The sequence below is a fragment of the Sunxiuqinia sp. A32 genome (genome assembly GCF_052690465.1).
The window spans coordinates 92,698-111,667 of sequence record NZ_JBQYLI010000013.1 but is presented as its reverse complement, the minus strand read 5'-3'; the positions used below and the strand labels follow the sequence as shown (position 1 = coordinate 111,667).

Genomic DNA, 18,970 nt, shown 5'->3' with positions numbered 1-18,970 from the left:
AAACAACTTTTCTCGTTCATTGTTATAATGTGCGAAAGATTACTTATCTGATGTAAAGACATAGTAAAAACAAACCTCTGAATACGGAAAGTCTTTTGTTGTTGTCATGGCGTATTTCACACATTAATCCAGGGTTTATTGTTTTCCTGGATGACAGACCGTTCTTCAGAGGTTTTTTTCCTCAACACTCCATTTCCGCCCAAACTATAAATTGTATCGATTAAAGTTTTATTTTTGGTAATTAATTCTGTATAAATTTAAATATCACACCTATTGTAATTCAATATTTAAAGCCAAAATTGATGCAACAGCTTCCAAATAGGATAAGAAATTGGATTCCATACATCATTCCAATTCTTTTATCAATATTTCAGCTAACACAGTCATATCTTGATAGTCCTGCCTATTATACGCGAATTGATGCAGAATTTGTTTGTTTATTAAATGGCCTAAACATTGCACTATTAAACTTTGACAATATTGGATATTTTGTTCATCCTGGAACTCCTTTCATTATAATAACAGGAGTATTCATCCGTATTATTCACGTTTTTATTGGGAAGGATCAGTTATTTACTGATTTGATAAGTCATACTGAAACCTACCTCCGCCTTTCATCTTCATTGTTAATGATATTGACTTTTACAATATTAGTATGGGGAGGTAAAAAAGTTTATAGGAAAGGTGAAAATTTACTTGGACTAATCATTATTCAAAGTTCATTTCTATTATCGGAAATATGTCTGCACCTGCCTACTCGCTATACTGCTGATCGATTACTCCCAATACTAGTTTTCATTTTTGCTATATATACAATCGAATATCTTAGGGAAAATATTCGTGAAAATAAGTATGCTCTTTTATGCGGATTATTTTTAGGAATCGGTCTTGCTACAAAATTAAACTTCCTGCCCATAATTGTAATTCCCTTTTTTCTCATTAGAAAGATTAAACCAATAATCGTATTTGTAGGCAGCTTACTACTTTCTACTTTTATTTCATTATTGCCAGTAATCTCAAAACTTAAATATTTCAAGAATTTCATTTTAGCAATATATAGCCATGAAGGCATGTATGGACAGGGCAAAAGTCAAATTATTAATATTGAAATGCTAAAGGAGAATATTAATACTATCGTTAGATACAATTCAACTTTTACAATTCTTTTATTAGCGAGTCTTGTACTAATCTTATTCTTCTTATTCAAACCAGATTTGCGTAAAAAGAATCAAAATCAGTACTATTTATTTATCGCATTTATTTTTAGTTCAATAATCCAGATCTTAATGGTTTCAAAACATTTTAAGGATTATTATTTAGCTCCAATTTTAGCAATATTGGGTTTGATACTTTTCCAAATAAGTGATATACTTTTCCACAACTTGAAAATAAAAAAGAGCATACTTTCAATTGTATTGGTGTTAACTTTGATTGTTTTGATCACCCCTAGCTTTAAACTTCTGCGACATGCAGATAGAACGATCAAGCGTATTGAAGAACGGAAGCTAAGTGCTAAATTTTTATTGGACAACAGAAAACCTACAGATTGGCTATTTACAGAAGCATCCTGGAAATCAGATCCAACCATCGAAAATGGATTGCTTTGGGGCATAAGCTATGTTGCTAGGAGAAATGATTATATCGATTATTTTAAAGAAGTTTATCCCCGTGTTATTACTTTTGAAGGTCCCGATAACAAAATCTCACAGTTTAGATGTGGAGATGCAGATGAACAAGAAATTTTAAAAAGTGGTGATGACATCTTGTTAGTCTCTATTCCTGGAGATCAAACACCACAAATGATTGAGAAATTAAATTCAATAGCGAGTCTATATAACTCAGTGCTTCAATACGATACAATTTTTGTGAATAAGCAAAACAATGACATTATAATAAGAGCCTCACATTTGTTTGAAAAAAATTAATTTTGGTAAAATTATCAATTGATCTAGTAAGTATTAAGAACCACTAATACACTATCTACATAAATGTTATTCAGTAGCCTAACTTTTATATTTGTATTCCTTCCAATAGTATTAATCTTTTATTACACTTTTCCCGGAAAGTGGAAAAATATACTACTAATGTCGGCAAGTATTGTCTTCTACGCATGGGGGGGAGTATCGTTAACGTCTATTCTGATAGTGTCAATTATTGGCAACTGCTTATTTGGACTATTGATAAACCGAGCAAAGCACATTTCAAAACTATATTTACTCATAGGCATAAGTTTTAACTTACTCTTGCTTGGGACATTTAAATATGGAGGTTTCATTATTGAAAATCTAAATATAATTACCTCTAGAATCAACCTAAAACCAATTGATAATCCAGGCATTATACTTCCACTCGGGATCTCTTTCTTTACTTTTCAGGCATTATCCTATTTAATTGATGTCTATAGAAATGAAACTCCTGTTCAAAAGAACTTATTCCATTTAGCATTATTTATATCATTTTTCCCTCAATTAATTGCAGGTCCGATTGTCCGATACAATTATATTGCGAAACAACTCACAAATCGAAAAGAAACTATTGACAATTTCTCAAGAGGAATTGAGCGTTTTGTATTAGGGCTTGTTAAAAAAGTAGTTATTGCCAATCAATTTGCAATTGTTGCCAATGAAGTATTTAATCTTTCTCCTGATATTCTGCCTCAACAAATGGCATGGGCTGGATTAATCTGTTATTCATTTCAAATATATTTTGACTTTGCTGGTTATAGTGACATGGCTATTGGATTGGGCAGGATGTTTGGTTTTCAGCTACCTGAAAATTTTGATTACCCATATATCACAGGATCAATTAGACAATTCTGGAACCATTGGCACATCACTCTCGGAGCTTGGCTTAAAAATTATTTATACTTCCCACTTGGAGGAAATAAGAAAGGGACACAAAGAACTTACTTGAATCTTTTACTTGTTTTTATCATTTGCGGGTTTTGGCATGGCGCAAGCTGGAACTTTTTTGTTTGGGGTTTAGTTCATGGGAGCTTTATGATATTTGAAAGAATTTGGTTTGAGGAAAAAATATTAAAAAAAATTGGGAAAATCATTCCTGTTTTTTATACTTTTTCAGTTGCCACATTAGCTTGGGTTTTCTTTGAAACAAAAGATTTAGAGCACTCAATAGCGTTTTTTAAAGTTCTCTTCATTGGCAATCAAGAATTTTCCGGTGGTAATTATTTAGTAAGAATGTTCAGCCCTGAATTTTTTGTAATTGCTACTCCTGCAGTGGCTGGCTCATTTGGATTCTTCAAGAAAATTCAACGCGTCGCGGAAGATAATTTGCCTGAATTAAAACACTCCCTCGTAGTGAATTCATTAAAGACTGCATTTATTTTATGTGCTTTAGTCATTATTACTATATTATTGATTTCTGACACCTATAATCCATTTATTTATTTCAGATTTTAATTGAATGATAAAAAGACATCAATACATATTAGTCGTTAGCTTTTCGATTTTCTTAATAATACCTCATCTTTTTGAACAGTTGGATATATTTCAAGGTAACATTAATAGTGAAAACCGAAAAACTGCAGAAAAACCAGAATTTGATTTAGCCCACTTAGACAATTATCCAAAACAATATGATTCCTATTTTAACGACCATTTTGGATTAAGACCCCTCGGACTCGAAGCTTATAATAATTTTAGCTATTTCTTTTTGAAAAAATCTCCTGCTCCCAAGAAAGCTATTCTTGGAAAAGACGGATGGCTTTTTCAAGGCAAAGATATGGAACACTACAGAGGATCAGTCAGACTCACTGAAAGTGAACTAAAAAAGCTGGAATTAGAATTTATAAAACGAGATAATTACTTAAAACAACAAAACTGTAAATTCATATTCATTATCGTTCCTACAAAAAAAGAAATCTATCCAGAATATCTGCCTGACGAATATTTTCGTTATTCACAGTATACAATGACTGATCAACTCTTGAAAATGCTTAAAACAAAAACGAATGTAGATGTCATTGACTTACGCCCTATCATAAAGAACGCAAAAAAAAGCCATCCAATATTATACCACAAAATGGATAATCATTGGAATGACATAGCAAGTTTGTATGCCTATAAAGCAATTATAAATCACTTAAACATTATTGGCATTGACGCTGGCACTCCTCATTCTTATTCTGATTTTAAGATAGATACAACTACTTACTATGGAGGCAGCATTGCAAAAATGCTTGGAGTACAGGATATAATGATCGATTATCGTTTAAAACTAATACCAAACTTTGAGAATACAACAGTTAGATTACCTCAGAAATATCAAAGCCCTGAACGATTCCCTTATCCTGGATCCTATGAAAGGAGGCATGAGAATCCAAATGATTCTGCTCCACGATTAATGATGATTAATGATTCTTTTGGAGAATATTTATACCCGCTGTTATCAGAACATTTTTCATATAGTATATTTTTATTTGACGGTTGGGAGTTTAAATTGCATGCGAAAAAGGTAATAGATGAAAAGCCCGATATTTTTTTGATGGCCACTTTCGAAGGCTTTATTCCGAATATCTTAAATAACATATACCGAGATGAGAATAATATTCCAGAATAGTTTTGAATGTAACTGAAAATAAAGCTCATGAAAAAGAATAGCTTCTCGATACTACTACTTGCTATTGTTACTGGTATTTTACTTTTTATTCTATTTAAACCGGTTTTACAATCTCCCAATGGAATTCTATATGGAAAAACCATTGATCCGATAAAAAGCTATTACAACTTCGGTTATTATCTAAAATACGATTCGGGTATAAAACACAACGGAATAAACTATCCGTATGGAGATCATTTGCAATATATAAATTCACATCCTTTCTTTTTAAGCATTTTAAAGTTTGTTGATAGCCAAATATATCCTATCGCAAATTATGGTGTTGCAATTTTAAATCTTTGCATGATTCTTTCTTTTCTTATTGGCATTCCGTTTTTATTTTTAATCCTAAGAAGATTTAAGCTTCCTGCCTGGTATGCATTTTTAATTGCCTTAATACTTGGTTTTCTAAACCCCCAATTCGATAGAATTCATGGTCACTTCGAGATGGTTTATTGGTTCTTCATTCCTGTATTTTGGTATCTATTGATTCGTTATCGTGAAAACAAACGACAGTATTTATGGGCAGGATTACTGGCTATTTCCGGCATAATTGGAGGATTCATAAGTGCATATTTCGCAGCGTTATATTGTATTCTCATTTTGGGGGTATTACTTGCAGATCTTTTTCTGCACCGAAAAGAACTACGAAAAATTGCAAAGCCAGGCATCCAACTTTTCATACTTGCAATTATCCCAATAATAGCGGTTAAAGGACTGGTTGGTTTAACGGACTGGATTGATGACCGACCAACAAATCCATATGGTTTCTATGTTTATCATTCGAACATCTTTAGTATATTTTTACCATCAAACTTTCCGTTTAAAGCATTCATTACAAAAATCATTGACATTAATTATCAATGGGAAGGACGAACTTTTGTTGGTCTCCCAGCCACAATTATCGCTATTATTTTTCTTCTGAAAGCTCCTATTAGTTGGATAAGGAAACAAAAACCTGATTGGTCATTCTTCAATCAACAAAACCAGTTTCAACCATACTTAATTGCGGGAATATTGGTGCTTCTCTTTTCAATGTGTTTCCCATTTAAGTGGGGATTTGGTTTTCTCTTAGACATTATAACCCCAATAAAGCAGTTTAGGGCACTCGGTCGATTTTCCTGGATATTCTATTACATTTTCACAGTTTATACAGCATTAATTATCTATCAATACTTCTCAAAGTTGAAACCTAAGTTCAGAGGAATTCCTGCATACCTATTATTGCTTGTTGTATTTTTATCGTGGGGATTTAGCGCAAAATACAATATTGATCGTGCCACCCGAAACGTATTCAATGTGAATGATAAATTAAGTTCAGATGATGCTGAATTTCTGAATAGATTTGAAACTGCAAAAATTGATCCCGCGCAATTTCAAGCAATATTTGCTTTGCCATTTGCGAGTACCTGCGGTGACAAATTGTTATTTGAAAATGGCACAACCGCTTTAGTGGAAGCAATGAAATGCTCTTATCATACGGGTTTACCACTCGTCCAAAGTTTTTCACCCAGACTTTCATTTTCACAAGCACTTAGCAGTATTCAAATGCTTGCAGATTCTGCCATTCAAAAAACACGTTTGGACGATATGAATGACAGACCCTTACTTTTAATTACCAGCAAAAGTAAACTGACAGAGCAGGAAAAATGGATGGCCTCAAATGCGATCCCTTTTTGGGAAGATGAGTATATCACGATGTCTAAACTTCCCATCGAATTTCTCAAAGAAAGTCATCAAAATTGGATGGAGACTGCGATGAAAACAATACCGGAGCTACTCTGTGAAAACTCTATTTGTAGTGACACCTCTTCAACTTTAATTTATTACAATGGCTTTGAGAATAATGTATCAAAATATAGTTTTAGCGGAGATGGTGCCATTTACCAGAGGCGAGGCGAGGTTGAAATATTTAATGACCAATTACCTGTTGATACAGGGATGGTTGATCTTTCATTTTGGCTCTACTTCGACACACGAATGTACGATATGCCTCAACCTATTTTAACAACTTACAATTCGGAAAATCAAATCATTCAAACTGAAAAATTAAACAACAGACAAGTTCATGACATCTTTCGAAATTGGGTGCGGATTTCAACAAAAATCAGAGCAACCTCATCTTGTAAATACCAAGTGAAAATAAAAGGTAAGTATATAACAGTTGATGATCTATTAATCAAACCTGCAGATTCAAATGTTTTTATTGAGACCGAAGGAAAGTTTAACCTATTCAACAATTCCCCAATTTCAAGATGAGATCATTGCTATCGTTTGTGTCTGTAAAACCTGACTTGAGTATTTTTCATTTCTGCACCTTCACTGCCAGCAACCAAAATCAGCCGTAATTTGCAGTTTTCAATATCTTCAATTCCAGGTATCCAGTAATTATATAATCCTTGCTGTTCCCTACCAAAATAATCTCTAGCAAATTGAATAATGTGAGGTCTGTGAAACAGCTTATTTTTTCCTAACTTATCATCAACAGAAATAGCAATCCTTGAGGAATCATTTTCAAAAAACTGATTTGTAAATCTTAGTTGTATTACATCTACTTTGCCGTACTTAACAAATTCATCACCTTCCATTTCCCAAAATACCTTTTGTTTATATGCATTAAGTTGTGTTTCACGAGGCTTTTCAAATCCAATACAATAAAAATCATTCTCGCTAAACGGCTTTTGATAAAAAATGCCTTTATAACGCTCATCCGTTTTTAAAAATATTTTCCAATAATTCTTTTTATTCATTTCAGATGCATGGAGGATATATTGTCTGTACTGGTAGGTTTGTACCAGGTTTAACGGTATTGTCAATAAAGCAATGAGCACAAATATTACTTTCATATAATATTTTGCCCAATCAATTAGTACTGAAAGAAGTATGAAAAAAATCGGGTAGTATTCAATATAAGCACGCAGGCCATAACTCCCACCATAATACCAGTAACACCAAGATGATAAAACATAAGTCAACAGAAGGAAATAGCCTGTCCACGAAAATGCTTCAAAATACCTTTTCCTATTAATTAGAAATGATAAGCCTATTGCACTAACCAACAGTATCGGAGTATAAATAAATAGACCTTTCCGATAGCTAAACAAAATATTTATCATTTCCGGATGAAACCAATTAAAACCATATCCTTGGTATGAATAAAGAACCAGTTTTCCAGTTTGTAAATACCAGGCAAGAAGTTGTATCGAAACTACAGAAGTACATAAAGTTATGCTTTTTTTTAGAAGTTTTGAATCCTTAAAAATACGTATAAAAGATTCTTTGAAATTGCTCCACGAACCAGAAATAAATGGAAGGAAAAAAATAATCATCCCATTTATTTGCCTCAAAAGAATTATTAAACCCAGAAATAAGCAGGCGAGCAAAAAGGCTTTTCGACTATTTGATTTAAAGTAAACCTTTGAAAAATAAAGGAATGCTGCAATTGCAAAAAGAGAATAAACATGGCTAAATGCTGCATTTGAAACACCATATTGAGTAACAGATGTTCCAAATAAAAGTAAAACTTGTGAAAGCAAAATAGCAAACCATTTAATATCAAACAAAAGCAGCAATCTTCTTAGGAAAACTAAACTTAGAAAAAGGTAGAAAACAGCAGCAAAATATATTGATCGGTGAAATCTTTTTTGATAACCATCTTCATAGTCTCCTTGCATATCTGTAGACAACCAAGCATATAAAAAAAATGGACTTTGCAGCAAAGCTGTGCCACATGCATATCGATTTACATAATGACCAGCTTGTTCTCCATAAAATCCATAATGACTTGTTCTATCGTTAAACTTTTGATTCTCCTCATCAGTATTATGAATTCGAACAAAATCATGATAAATAAAGATTGAAGGCAAGTATTCATAGTAACCCACACCGTCGCCAGTAATCGTTTTATCAACAAAATTAGTCCCAACGAAGAAGAATATCAGAATAATGATAATCTCTGCAAATAAGTACTTAATAGGGCGATTTGAGTTGCTCATTTCTTATTTCAAAATTGAACAAGTCGTAAAAAGTGGCTCCATTCCCAATCGGTATTCCACCATAGCCAATGTGAGTATCTATATGAAAAAAGTAGATTATAAATAACAAACACTGTAAGGAAAAGTACTAAACTATACTTTTGCCATGAAAGTTTACTGATGAAAATACGTTGAACAAAGTATGCAAGTGGGATTGACAATAGTGGAAAAATTTCAATTAAAGCTCTATATCCTGCGGCTCCACTAAATGTTGGTTTAAACCAGCTTGCATCCAGATAAACCAGAATAATCATAATTAACAAAATCCCGACTGCGCTCAATTCTCGTTTATAGGCAAGAAAAAATAAGCTCAATGTCGCCATCAACATTATTGGCGTATAAATAAATAAGCCATTTCTTGCACCAACTAATACGGTCGAAATATGAGGTGATGTGACATTATCGAATCCAAAGTGTTGATATGAATAGACTATATAATCTCCAGTTACATATTTCCAATAAAGCATTTGTGGTATAAAAACCATCAACGACAAAACAGCCATCAATACTATTAAATACCAATATTTTACCAACACTCTAAAGCGTTCAACTAATTGTTTCCACGAACCGATATTATACAGAATAAAATACAAACCTACAACAATATTAGTTGGTCGAATTAACACGGATAGCGCAAAAGGTATAATAACTCCTACTGAGTGCTTAATGGCAGGTTTGCTGTAAAACAAAGGAACAAAGTATATAAAGATTGAGATTAAACTGAATGAATATGCATGAGACATCCCTGGAGACATGATCGTATAGTAGAACAAATTGGTGGCATAAAAAATCAAGGTAGTGGTTAAAAAAGCATACTGTTTATTAACTATTCGTCGTAACGATTTATAGAGAAAGAATAAACCGAGCATTACGTAAAAAAGAGTCGCAAAAAATACCGACATGTAATAGACAGGTGTGTATCCTGTAGTTTCCAAATCGAGATACCAACTAGCCAAATGAGCTATTAAAAAAAATGGCAGTTGCATAATTGCTACTCCGCAAGTAAATACATTTAAACGATTGCCATTTTCATACTCAATCGACCATCGCATATTCTTTATCGATTCTTTGTCCTTCAAAAATACATAGGGTAAATACTGATAATACCCTTCCATATCAGAACTCAGAATATAATTTTGAGCCTTTTTATTTTCAATAATTTTATATGAAACATTTGCGATAAATCCTGAAATATAAAATAGGAGAGCAACCTTTATAGTTAGACTAAAAAATATATTTCTCTTAAATGAATTCACAATGTTTTGTATTAGAGTGAACAATTCTAATTCTTCCTACCCACAACAATAACAGAAAGTCCAACGAATCTTTTTGTGAAAAAATCAATAATCTTTATTAAAGGAACAAAAAAATTATAAAGTTTCATTTGACCTTCCGGAACAACTTTTTTTCTCAGCACATGGCCGCTTACCCACCAACCAAGTGTACCAATGAAATTAAAATATTGACTGTGTAATACTTCAAATTTATTTCTTTTAAACAGTTCTTTCAAACTGTCCTTTTTATATCTTCGATAATGCCCCAAGGCTCGATCAAATGAATTAAAAAGGAATTGGAAGGCTGGAACCAAGATGATTAGTTTCCCTCCGGCCTTCAGGAGTTTTTTACAATTACTAATTGCGAGTAAATCGTCTTCCAGATGTTCCATTACATTGAGTGCAAAAACGACATCAAAACTCTCAAAATAAGACTGATACTTTGTGTCAAACTCCGGATCAACAATATCCATGGAAATCACCTCATTTAAACATGCATGATTCCCAAGATTCTCTTTCACTATATCGCAGTAGTCGTCCCGCAACTCAGTAACTGTCAATTTTTTATCATCTAATAAAAAACATTGAGAGATATTTCCAATTCCACCTCCAACTTCAAGGGTTTCTCCCTCACAAAATGGAGTTATCGTTTCATACATCCACCGATTAAATTTATCGGCAGAAGCAATGTTTGACAAAGTTGAGTGACCAACACTATCGGTAAAACCTTTAGTTGAACTTATTTTTTCGCCCATAAATTATATTTGAACACCACCCAAAAGGCGCGCATGCCATCTTTCCAATTTATCTTTTTCCCTTCTTCGTAAGTTCTGCCATAATAAGAAATGCCAACTTCGTAGATTCTTACATTCGGAATTCTTGATATTTTGGCAGTAACTTCAGGTTCAAAACCAAAACGATTTTCTTTTAAGTTTATGCCTTTAATCATATCCGCCCGAAAAAGCTTATAACAAGTTTCCATGTCTGTCAAATTTAAATTGGTAAACATGTTGGAAAAGCTTGTTAACAATTTATTGCCTATCGAATGCCAATAAAACAAAATTCGATGGGGATTTCCTCCCATAAACCTGGAACCATAAACCACATCTGCAAAACCCTCTGCAACAGGCTTTAATAAGTGATTATACTCCCTGGGGTCATACTCAAGATCAGCATCCTGAATAATCAAATAATCTCCTTTTGCTTCCTTAATACCCCGATGCAAAGCAGCTCCTTTTCCCATGTTTTTCGGTTGATGATAAAATTGAATATCAACCGATTTGTTTTCTTGAATATATTTTTCAATTACATACGAACTTCCATCTGTTGAGCAATCATTCACAATGATCATCTCTTTTTGAAAACCATACATTAATTCAACTTCAACCACCTTGTCTAATAGTTGAGTGATTGTTCTTTCCTCATTGTAAACAGGAATAATAACTGAAAGGACCTTTTTCATGCTATTTATAGAGTGTATTTAACGAAAACAAATCTACTAAAAAATAATTCAGATGTATAAACATCTGCCATAACGAAATAAAATCAATCTTATTTTGATTCTTAAGCCGATCATTTATCTTTGAAGAAAAACAACTAAATGGCTAAATCACTAATGAATTCTCAGACTAAGTTCGGTACCATGCCGGTTTTTCTGACAGCCTTGTCCACTATTCTAGGTGCAATTCTTTTCCTTCGTTTTGGATGGGCAGTTGGTCAGGTTGGTTTTTTTGGTGTACTGGGCATCATTATTTTAGGACATATAGTAACCATCCCAACGGCTTTTGCAGTTGCTGAAATTGCCACCAATCAACGAGTTCAGGGAGGTGGTGCATATTACATTATTTCCCGGTCTTTTGGATTGAACATCGGCGGAGCGATTGGCATTGCACTATTTCTCTCTCAAGCTATTTCTGTTGCTTTCTACATAATTGCTTTTGGGGAAGCTTTTGAACCGCTTATTAATTACCTGAATGATCACTATCAACTTGGCATTCATGATCGCAGGTGGATCTCCATTCCAACCATGGCGATTCTGTCTGTCATCATCCTTATTAAGGGAGCAAATATGGGGATGAAGGCTTTGTATGTAGTCGTTGTTATTCTGCTGGTATCATTGGTATTCTTCTTTTTAGGAAACTCCCCTATTAAGCCAGAGGTTGTTCACTTTCATTCCCACGTCGAAAATAATTTAGGATTCTTTTTTGTTTTTACAATAATCTTTCCTGCCTTTACTGGTTTAGCCGCAGGTCTAGGTCTTTCAGGCGATTTAAAAGATCCTAAAAAATCCATTCCGCAGGGAACACTTTGGGCGACCATTGCAGGCATGTTGGTCTATATTGCAGCTGCTTATAAATTCTCGGTTTCTGCGAGTCCTGAAGATTTGGTTGCTGATCAGTTAATCATGCAACGCATCGCCTTGTGGGGGCCAATAATCCCTGTAGGATTAGCTGCGGCTTCTCTAAGTTCTGCTTTGGGTTCAATAATGGTAGCACCTCGTACATTACAGGCTATTGGTTATGACGACATCTTTCCACAAAAAAAAATAAACCTGTGGGTTGCGAAAGGGAAAAAAGCAGACAATGAGCCAACGAATGGCTCTTTGATCACCATTATAATAGCCTTTTTCTTTGTTTTCATTGGTGATATCAACTTTGTCGCTCAAATTATATCCATGTTTTTCATGGTTACCTACGGAGCAATTTGCATGGTTTCAGTATTGGAACACTTTGCAGCCGACCCTGCTTATCGACCAACGTTCCGATCTAAATGGTATATCTCAATGCTGGGTGCAATTTTCTCAGTTTGGATCATGTTTAAAATGAATGCTCCGTACGCAGGGCTATCCATTGTAATAATGTCAATGATCTATTGGGTAATTACGCATTATCGAAAAGAGAAACGCGGACTTAATAAACTATTTAAAGGAGTGGTTTTCCAAATGAGCAGGCAGTTGCAAATTTTTGCACAACGTGCAGACAAGGAAGACCGTGAAATTAGCTGGCGCCCATTCGGTGTTTGTATTTCTCATGACACGTTTAAACGAAGAAGTGCCTTTGACGTGATGCGCTGGATATCTTACAAATACGGTTTTGGAACTTATATCCATTTTATAAAAGGCTACTTGAACGAGGATACCACACAAGCATCAAAAGATTCACTTAAACGCCTTATTAATTTATCTCATGGAAGTAAAAACCGGGTTTATCTTGACACCATAATTTCACCGTCCTACACATCAGCAATTGCACAGGTTGTCCAACTTTCTGGAATTTCAGGAAAAGGCAATAACCTCATTCTTTTTGAATTTTCAAGAACGGAACCCGAAACATTAAAAGAAATTCTTCCTAATTATAAAATGATGGAGTCTGCCGGATTTGATGTTTGTATTCTTGACACTTCGTATAAAAGTTTCGGATACAAACGTGAAATGCACATATGGATTCGACCAGATGATTTTGAAAATGCTAATCTCATGATTCTTCTGGGATATATTATTTTGGGGCATCCAGACTGGAAAAAAGGGATCATTAAAATATTTGCGCTGTTCCCGGAACAACACGTGGAAGATAAACACAAACAGCTAATGGATTTGGTAAAAGACGGACGTTTGCCAATTAGTCCTTCCAATATAGAAATGGTTCCTTATATCCATGGAAAACGGAAAGATGTAATTTCCAGCTATTCTCAAGATGCTGATTTAACATTAATTGGGTTTCGCAACGAGATGTTAAAAGGCAGCCTCGAATTCTTTGAAGGATACCACGACTTGGGCAACATACTATTTGTAAGTGCAAATAAAGCAAAGGATATTGAATAACCTAACTATTAACAAATTGCAATTTAAAGATCGGAACTGGCAGCGATATACACTTTTCAAAATTGAATCGTTTGCAATAGATCTCTAAAATTATCCGTTATCTTTGATACGATAAATAAAAATACGAACCGATGGAGCGTATCGCTATATTCCCCGGATCCTTTGATCCTTTTACTATTGGACATGAAAGTGTTGTTCGCAGAGCCTTGCCAATGTTTGATAAAGTTGTTATCATGATTGGTTACAACTCCAACAAACAATCCTTTTTCAAGCTGAGCAAGCGTCTCAAATGGATCAATCAGGTGTTCGATGATGAACCTAAAGTTACTGTAATGAGCCATGAAGGACTGACAGTTGATTTCTGTAAGAAAGTGAATGCGCATTACATTTTAAGAGGGTTACGTACCTCTGCTGATTTTGAATATGAGCGTGCCATTGCCCAGGTAAATAAAAAAATGCACCCCGAGATTGAGACTGTTTTCCTTTTGACAATGCCGGAACATACGCCAGTAAATTCATCCATTGTTCGAGATATCATTTTACATGGCGGCGATGCAAGCCAATTTTTACCAAAAGGTTTAAATATGGACGAATTCACAAAAGATGAAGATTAAATTCATTACGATATTTCTGACAATTTTATTTAATACCAGCTTTTCAGCTCAGGTGAAAATAAGTGGAAAAGCGCCGGATTATGCAGGCTATGAAATTCTGCTTTACAGTTACGCTGATCCAATCTCCGATGAAAAAATTGAGCTTTGTACATTTCAAATCTCACCAGATGGTACATTTAGCAAGCAAATAGAAATTAAAAACGTCACTCAGGCAATTGCTGATTTTGACTCCTATTCTGCTAACATTTATTTGGTGCCAGGTGAAAATTATGAGATCCTGCTACCTCCTGTAAAAAAGGTAACTGAAAGTCAAAAAAGAAATCCATTCTTTCGTCTGGAAACAATTCATTTAGCTACAAAGGACGCAGATGAGAAAGAATTGAATAGAATGATTCGCCAATTCGAACAAGCATTTCAACAAACAGAAGCTCAGTATTTCAATGAGATTTATGACAGTAAATCAAGTTATATTACTGATACAGTAAAAGGTATTCTAGACAAAGAATTTCCTCCAGGCAAAAATTCTTTTTTTGAAGAGTACCGTTTCTACCGAATGGGTTTTCTGGAGTTTGCTCGTCATCAGGGAAGAAGCGACAACTTCGTCACGAATTACTTTGTAAAACATCAACCCAATTATAAAATTGCACCTTGCAAGGATTTATTCAATCGGTTGTTCTCCGATGAATTTAGTCAACTGGTAAATTCAATTGATGGAAGTGAATTCCGACAAGTAATTGGAACAAATGATCCGGAAGCAATTGCCGGATATTTAATGAATAAGAATGGCTTCAATTTAGAGCTTGCTCAAATGATCATTCTAAAATCTATTAAAGATGCATTTTATCAAGGACAGTTCTCTCAAAAAAGTCTGTTGAGCTTATTGGATAAAATTCAGTCAGGAAAATGGGATTCTGAAAAAAAAGAAATTGCCCTGCGTTTAAAATCGCAACTCACCTATATGCTCCCTGGAACTCCAGCTCCGGCACTTTCGTTCACAGACTTTAATGGTAAAACGCACCAACTTTCAGATTTTTCTGATCAACTGGTTTACCTGCATTTTACCCGAGTAGCAAACCCAATTTGCAGGCAACATCTCGATGAACTAAAAAAACTACCTCCCGCAGTACTTCAAGAAGTTAAGATTTTCAATCTGATATTGCCCGATGAATTACAAAAAAAAGATCCAATAGTTAAGCAGAACTGGCCTGGTGAATTTATGATAGTCAGTGAAAAAGCTGCTGCTAACTGGCAGGTGAAAAGTTTCCCAACTGCATATTTAATCGATGAAAACGGAAAACTCATTTATTCACCAGCGAACACTCCACTAGAGGGTCTTGGTCGACAAATTGGAACTCTTCTTCAAAAAAGACATATCGAAAACTTGAGAAATCAATCCAAATAACTCTGTATTAATTCTGCAAGATTATTATAGGTTAACGCAAACACTTCCCTAAGATCATCTCGCTTAAACCATCTCACTTCTTCAATCCCTTCGCTTGTTTGAGGAACTGGCATCTCATTTTTTGCATAAAGCATCTCAAACCAGCTGGTCTCTTTCAATACTAAATTATTGTCATCCTTAATAAATGGAGTAAAGTATAAATGATAAGTTGAAGGCAGCTTTTTCGAGATTCTCATGCCGGTCAAACCACACTCCTCTTCAACTTCACGAACAGCAGCTTCAATCACCTGTTCCCCCGTCTCAATTTTTCCCTTTGGCAAATCCCATTTGCCGAATCGTTTAATAAACAATATTTCTGAATGCAAATTAGTTACAATACCTCCAGCGGCTGGAATTTGGTTCAGCGAGGCGCGAAATTCCTCCCAGAGCACATCAGGTTTCGAACAAACAACTATCAAGTTATCAACAAGTTTCATAAAACCCTGATTGGGATATCGCAATTCAAATTCACCAAACGACTCAATTTCAATAACTTGAATATTGTTATGTTTAGGTAAAATTTCATTTCTACCACTAAAACTTAGGATATGGTCATTGAAAAAAACTTTGTACATTTGTCGTGAATTCAGAAAAAATATAGAACATTATGCAAGAAATTTATCTAGAAGTAACCAAACGGCTTGTACAAATTAACACAATAAAAATCCAACCATCAAACCCATTTACATGGGCATCAGGATGGAAGGCTCCTATATATTGCGATAATCGTAAAATACTTTCGTACCCGGATGCACGTACATTTGTATGTAAGCAATTCGTGAAACTAATTCGCGAAAAATATCCTCAAGCTGAAGTAATTGCAGGGGTTGCAACAGGTGCCATTGCACACGGCATGTTAGTTGCGCAGGAACTTGGATTGCCATTTATATATGTGCGTTCAAAGCCAAAAGATCATGGATTGGAAAATCTAATTGAGGGAGACTTGAAAGTTGGCCAAAAAGTTGTTGTGATTGAAGATTTGGTTTCTACTGGAGTAAGCAGTTTAAAAGCTTCTGAAGCTATTAGCAATTTTGGTGGAGACGTTCTGGGTATGCTTGCAATTTTCACATATAACTTCCCTGTAGCTAAGGAAAACTTTGAAAAAGCAGGTATTGAGCTAACAACTTTAAGCCGTTATAAAACGTTGCTTGAAGTAGCCTTGGAAAGTGGCGAAATTAAAGAATCACAGATTGAATCTCTTAATCAATGGAGAAAAGACCCAGCCAACTGGGGAAAATAAAATCGATCTTGTTTACAATCTAAATATATCCCCGGTACTCCCGGGGATTTTTATATTTATAAAATTATGAGTGTCAACAAATACATTAGCGAAACAAAATATATCGGCCATAATCAGGAAATTATTTTCAATTACCTTTCAAATTTTGAGAATCTTTCAAGATACATCAATGAAGGACTATTGGAAAAAGCCACAGAACAAATTCCACAAATTAAAATAACTGATTTTGAATCCGATTCAGATTCTTGTCGATTTAACCTAAGTGGGATGGGACAATCTGAAATACGAATCGTTAATCGTGATCCTCATAAAACAATTAAGGTAGAAAGCTCTGGCGGATTACCGATTGGGATTACTTTCTGGATACAACTATTGCCTATTAATGCATATCAAACAAAAATGAGACTTACACTTCATGCCGAAATGAGCATGATGATTAAAATGATGGCAGGCAAAAAACTGGAAGATGGGATTAACCGTTTAGCAGACATGCTTGCACAACTCCCTTATCAATAAATTTTCAGTTTAACTAGACATAGGATTAAAGTCATTTTCGTTTTTAAAAGACTCAATCAAAATGATATTAATAGAAAACAATTGAATGCGTTTCAACAAGAGTATCGCAGGAGCTTAACCTCCTGTAATTCCTCATCCATCCTGAACCAATCATAGGTAATGTTATTTCAAATAACTTACCTCTTTAAAATGGTACTCATTCAAGTCTCCATTTTGTTCCTGTATTTGTAGCTGACCAATTTCATTGACTCCTATTATGGTTCCTTGATACTTGTGTCTCTCATCCTGGTACCAACAGAGTTGATTTAACTGAAAAAGGCGTTTACAAAAGGCTTCATCCAAATTTTGAAAGTTTTCAGCCAATAAGCTTTTATAAAACGTATCGATCCCTTGAAGTACGCCATTCAAAACATCATCAAGATCATAGGTTTTATTGGTGATTTGGGCTAATGACACTGGGTTTGGCGCATCGGAAAAAAACTGCAATTGATTTACATTGAGTCCAATTCCAACTACAGATTGAGTGATTATACCATTCATCACTGAGTTTTCAATCAAAATACCGCAAATTTTCTTGTCTTCTACATAAATATCATTCGGCCATTTGATTCGAACTCCTTCTACAATATTTGAAAGAAATGTCTCAATTCCCAGGCAAATAATCTTCGAAAGCATAAATTGTTGGCGGATATCCAAAAATTCAGGATACAATACAATCGAGAAAGTTAGGTTCTTTCCAGCTTCACTTTCCCATTTATTTGTTAATTGTCCTTTCCCTGACGTTTGTTCATATGCCAAAAAGACAGTCCCCTCTTTCACCTCATTTTCATGCACTTGACTAATGGCATAATTATTGGAACTTGCCGTACGCTGTACATGAATGATGTTTTGCCCTATAAGCTGACACATTATAATTTACTTTTTTATCAATTTTAATAAACTATTTTTTTAATTTTCAGGTTATTACCTAACGCAGGTAAAACTATTAAAATAAACTAAAAAATTTATCTTTGTAGTTCTAAAATAAATCCATGAAGCAAACGCCAAAAGTAAAAGAAAGCGAAGAATTAATCAATGCAATAATAGAAGGGATCCAACGGAAAAAGGGACAGGACATTATAAAAATTGACTTAACTAAAATAAATCATTCTGAGTGTAACTATTTCATTATATGCCACGGGAATTCTACTACACAAGTAGACGCAATCGCGCACTCCGTAGAAGATACTGTGGAAGAATTAACAGGAGACATTGCCTGGCACAAAGATGGGTACAAGAATTCGATCTGGGTATTACTGGATTATGCAGTTATTATGGTGCACGTATTCCAACACGATACCAGGCAATTCTACAACCTTGAAAACCTCTGGGCAGACGCAAAAATTGAAACAATAAAAACTGAAAACAATTAAAA

The 18,970-nt window shown here is 34.4% G+C and carries 16 protein-coding genes; 10 read left to right on the top strand and 6 right to left on the bottom strand.

Annotation, left to right across the window (positions count from 1 at the left end):
- The first annotated feature begins 302 nt into the window (after nt 1-302).
- From ACUNWD_RS14110 to ACUNWD_RS14095, 4 genes are all read left to right on the top strand, one after another.
- Entirely contained in the window at nt 303-1,925 is a 1,623-nt protein-coding gene (locus ACUNWD_RS14110; protein ID WP_445588470.1) for a glycosyltransferase family 39 protein, read from the top strand.
- A gap of 159 nt (nt 1,926-2,084) precedes the next feature.
- The gene (locus tag ACUNWD_RS14105; protein ID WP_445588469.1) at nt 2,085-3,419 is read left to right on the top strand and encodes an MBOAT family O-acyltransferase; all 1,335 of its coding nucleotides are present in this window, start codon (nt 2,085-2,087) and stop codon (nt 3,417-3,419) included.
- A gap of 4 nt (nt 3,420-3,423) precedes the next feature.
- Nucleotides 3,424-4,578, top strand: a complete 1,155-nt coding sequence (locus ACUNWD_RS14100) for an alginate O-acetyltransferase AlgX-related protein (protein ID WP_445588468.1) — start codon at nt 3,424-3,426, stop codon at nt 4,576-4,578.
- Between the two features lie 27 nt (nt 4,579-4,605).
- The gene (locus ACUNWD_RS14095) at nt 4,606-6,876 is read left to right on the top strand and encodes a hypothetical protein (protein ID WP_445588467.1); all 2,271 of its coding nucleotides are present in this window, start codon (nt 4,606-4,608) and stop codon (nt 6,874-6,876) included.
- 8 nt (nt 6,877-6,884) lie between these two features.
- Here the strand turns inward: ACUNWD_RS14095 and ACUNWD_RS14090 are convergent, their stop codons facing one another.
- From ACUNWD_RS14090 to ACUNWD_RS14075, 4 genes are read right to left on the bottom strand one after another with little or no spacing between them, the layout of a single operon-like run.
- Nucleotides 6,885-8,612, bottom strand: coding sequence for a hypothetical protein (locus ACUNWD_RS14090; protein ID WP_445588466.1), 1,728 nt, complete (start codon nt 8,610-8,612; stop codon nt 6,885-6,887).
- 8 nt (nt 8,613-8,620) lie between these two features.
- Complete coding sequence (locus ACUNWD_RS14085) at nt 8,621-9,907, bottom strand: hypothetical protein (protein ID WP_445588465.1); 1,287 nt, start codon at nt 9,905-9,907, stop codon at nt 8,621-8,623.
- A gap of 26 nt (nt 9,908-9,933) precedes the next feature.
- Nucleotides 9,934-10,680 (bottom strand): class I SAM-dependent methyltransferase, encoded by a 747-nt coding sequence (locus ACUNWD_RS14080; RefSeq protein ID WP_445588464.1) that lies wholly within the window; start codon nt 10,678-10,680, stop codon nt 9,934-9,936.
- Nucleotides 10,665-11,387 carry a glycosyltransferase family 2 protein gene (locus ACUNWD_RS14075; protein ID WP_445588463.1) on the bottom strand — a complete coding sequence of 241 codons (723 nt, stop codon included), beginning with the start codon at nt 11,385-11,387 and terminating at the stop codon, nt 10,665-10,667. Before ACUNWD_RS14075 ends, ACUNWD_RS14080 begins: the two co-directional genes overlap by 16 nt.
- 138 nt (nt 11,388-11,525) lie before the next feature.
- Here ACUNWD_RS14075 and ACUNWD_RS14070 point away from each other — a divergent pair, with 138 nt between their 5' ends.
- The 3 genes from ACUNWD_RS14070 to ACUNWD_RS14060 all read left to right on the top strand — a co-directional run bounded on the left by ACUNWD_RS14070 (nt 11,526) and on the right by ACUNWD_RS14060 (nt 15,761).
- Nucleotides 11,526-13,745, top strand: coding sequence for an amino acid permease (locus ACUNWD_RS14070; RefSeq protein ID WP_445588462.1), 2,220 nt, complete (start codon nt 11,526-11,528; stop codon nt 13,743-13,745).
- 131 nt (nt 13,746-13,876) lie between these two features.
- Nucleotides 13,877-14,359 (top strand): pantetheine-phosphate adenylyltransferase, encoded by a 483-nt coding sequence (gene coaD, locus ACUNWD_RS14065; RefSeq protein WP_445588461.1) that lies wholly within the window; start codon nt 13,877-13,879, stop codon nt 14,357-14,359.
- The gene (locus tag ACUNWD_RS14060; RefSeq protein ID WP_445588460.1) at nt 14,349-15,761 is read left to right on the top strand and encodes a TlpA family protein disulfide reductase; all 1,413 of its coding nucleotides are present in this window, start codon (nt 14,349-14,351) and stop codon (nt 15,759-15,761) included. The genes coaD and ACUNWD_RS14060 overlap by 11 nt, the downstream gene beginning before the upstream one ends.
- Here the strand turns inward: ACUNWD_RS14060 and ACUNWD_RS14055 are convergent.
- Complete coding sequence (locus ACUNWD_RS14055) at nt 15,749-16,375, bottom strand: NUDIX domain-containing protein (protein ID WP_445588459.1); 627 nt, start codon at nt 16,373-16,375, stop codon at nt 15,749-15,751. The genes ACUNWD_RS14060 and ACUNWD_RS14055 overlap by 13 nt on opposite strands.
- 32 nt (nt 16,376-16,407) lie before the next feature.
- On the opposite strand from ACUNWD_RS14055, the gene pyrE reads away from it, so the two are divergent.
- Entirely contained in the window at nt 16,408-17,040 is a 633-nt protein-coding gene (pyrE, locus tag ACUNWD_RS14050; RefSeq protein WP_445588458.1) for an orotate phosphoribosyltransferase, read from the top strand.
- 66 nt (nt 17,041-17,106) lie between these two features.
- Nucleotides 17,107-17,556: a hypothetical protein gene (locus ACUNWD_RS14045; protein ID WP_445588457.1), complete on the top strand. Its 450-nt coding sequence runs from the start codon at nt 17,107-17,109 to the stop codon at nt 17,554-17,556.
- A gap of 162 nt (nt 17,557-17,718) precedes the next feature.
- Here the strand turns inward: ACUNWD_RS14045 and ACUNWD_RS14040 are convergent, their stop codons facing one another.
- Complete coding sequence (locus ACUNWD_RS14040) at nt 17,719-18,465, bottom strand: biotin--[acetyl-CoA-carboxylase] ligase (RefSeq protein WP_445588456.1); 747 nt, start codon at nt 18,463-18,465, stop codon at nt 17,719-17,721.
- A gap of 122 nt (nt 18,466-18,587) precedes the next feature.
- Between ACUNWD_RS14040 and rsfS the strand changes: the two genes are divergently transcribed.
- Nucleotides 18,588-18,968 (top strand): ribosome silencing factor, encoded by a 381-nt coding sequence (gene rsfS / locus ACUNWD_RS14035; protein ID WP_445588455.1) that lies wholly within the window; start codon nt 18,588-18,590, stop codon nt 18,966-18,968.
- The last annotated feature ends 2 nt before the right edge of the window (nt 18,969-18,970 follow it).

Excerpts from the sequence above, each read along its gene's own strand:
- rsfS (WP_445588455.1), top strand. The coding sequence starts at position 18,588 with ATGAAGCAAACGCCAAAAGTAAAAGAAAGCGAAGAATTAATCAATGCA.
- ACUNWD_RS14070 (WP_445588462.1), top strand. The coding sequence starts at position 11,526 with ATGGCTAAATCACTAATGAATTCTCAGACTAAGTTCGGTACCATGCCG.
- ACUNWD_RS14105 (WP_445588469.1), top strand. The coding sequence starts at position 2,085 with ATGTCGGCAAGTATTGTCTTCTACGCATGGGGGGGAGTATCGTTAACG.
- ACUNWD_RS14110 (WP_445588470.1), top strand. The coding sequence starts at position 303 with ATGCAACAGCTTCCAAATAGGATAAGAAATTGGATTCCATACATCATT.
- ACUNWD_RS14075 (WP_445588463.1), bottom strand. The coding sequence starts at position 11,387 with ATGAAAAAGGTCCTTTCAGTTATTATTCCTGTTTACAATGAGGAAAGA.
- ACUNWD_RS14100 (WP_445588468.1), top strand. The coding sequence starts at position 3,424 with ATGATAAAAAGACATCAATACATATTAGTCGTTAGCTTTTCGATTTTC.
- ACUNWD_RS14090 (WP_445588466.1), bottom strand. The coding sequence starts at position 8,612 with ATGAGCAACTCAAATCGCCCTATTAAGTACTTATTTGCAGAGATTATC.
- ACUNWD_RS14060 (WP_445588460.1), top strand. The coding sequence starts at position 14,349 with ATGAAGATTAAATTCATTACGATATTTCTGACAATTTTATTTAATACC.
- ACUNWD_RS14055 (WP_445588459.1), bottom strand. The coding sequence starts at position 16,375 with ATGTACAAAGTTTTTTTCAATGACCATATCCTAAGTTTTAGTGGTAGA.
- ACUNWD_RS14080 (WP_445588464.1), bottom strand. The coding sequence starts at position 10,680 with ATGGGCGAAAAAATAAGTTCAACTAAAGGTTTTACCGATAGTGTTGGT.
- pyrE (WP_445588458.1), top strand. The coding sequence starts at position 16,408 with ATGCAAGAAATTTATCTAGAAGTAACCAAACGGCTTGTACAAATTAAC.
- ACUNWD_RS14040 (WP_445588456.1), bottom strand. The coding sequence starts at position 18,465 with ATGTGTCAGCTTATAGGGCAAAACATCATTCATGTACAGCGTACGGCA.
- coaD (WP_445588461.1), top strand. The coding sequence starts at position 13,877 with ATGGAGCGTATCGCTATATTCCCCGGATCCTTTGATCCTTTTACTATT.
- ACUNWD_RS14045 (WP_445588457.1), top strand. The coding sequence starts at position 17,107 with ATGAGTGTCAACAAATACATTAGCGAAACAAAATATATCGGCCATAAT.
- ACUNWD_RS14095 (WP_445588467.1), top strand. The coding sequence starts at position 4,606 with ATGAAAAAGAATAGCTTCTCGATACTACTACTTGCTATTGTTACTGGT.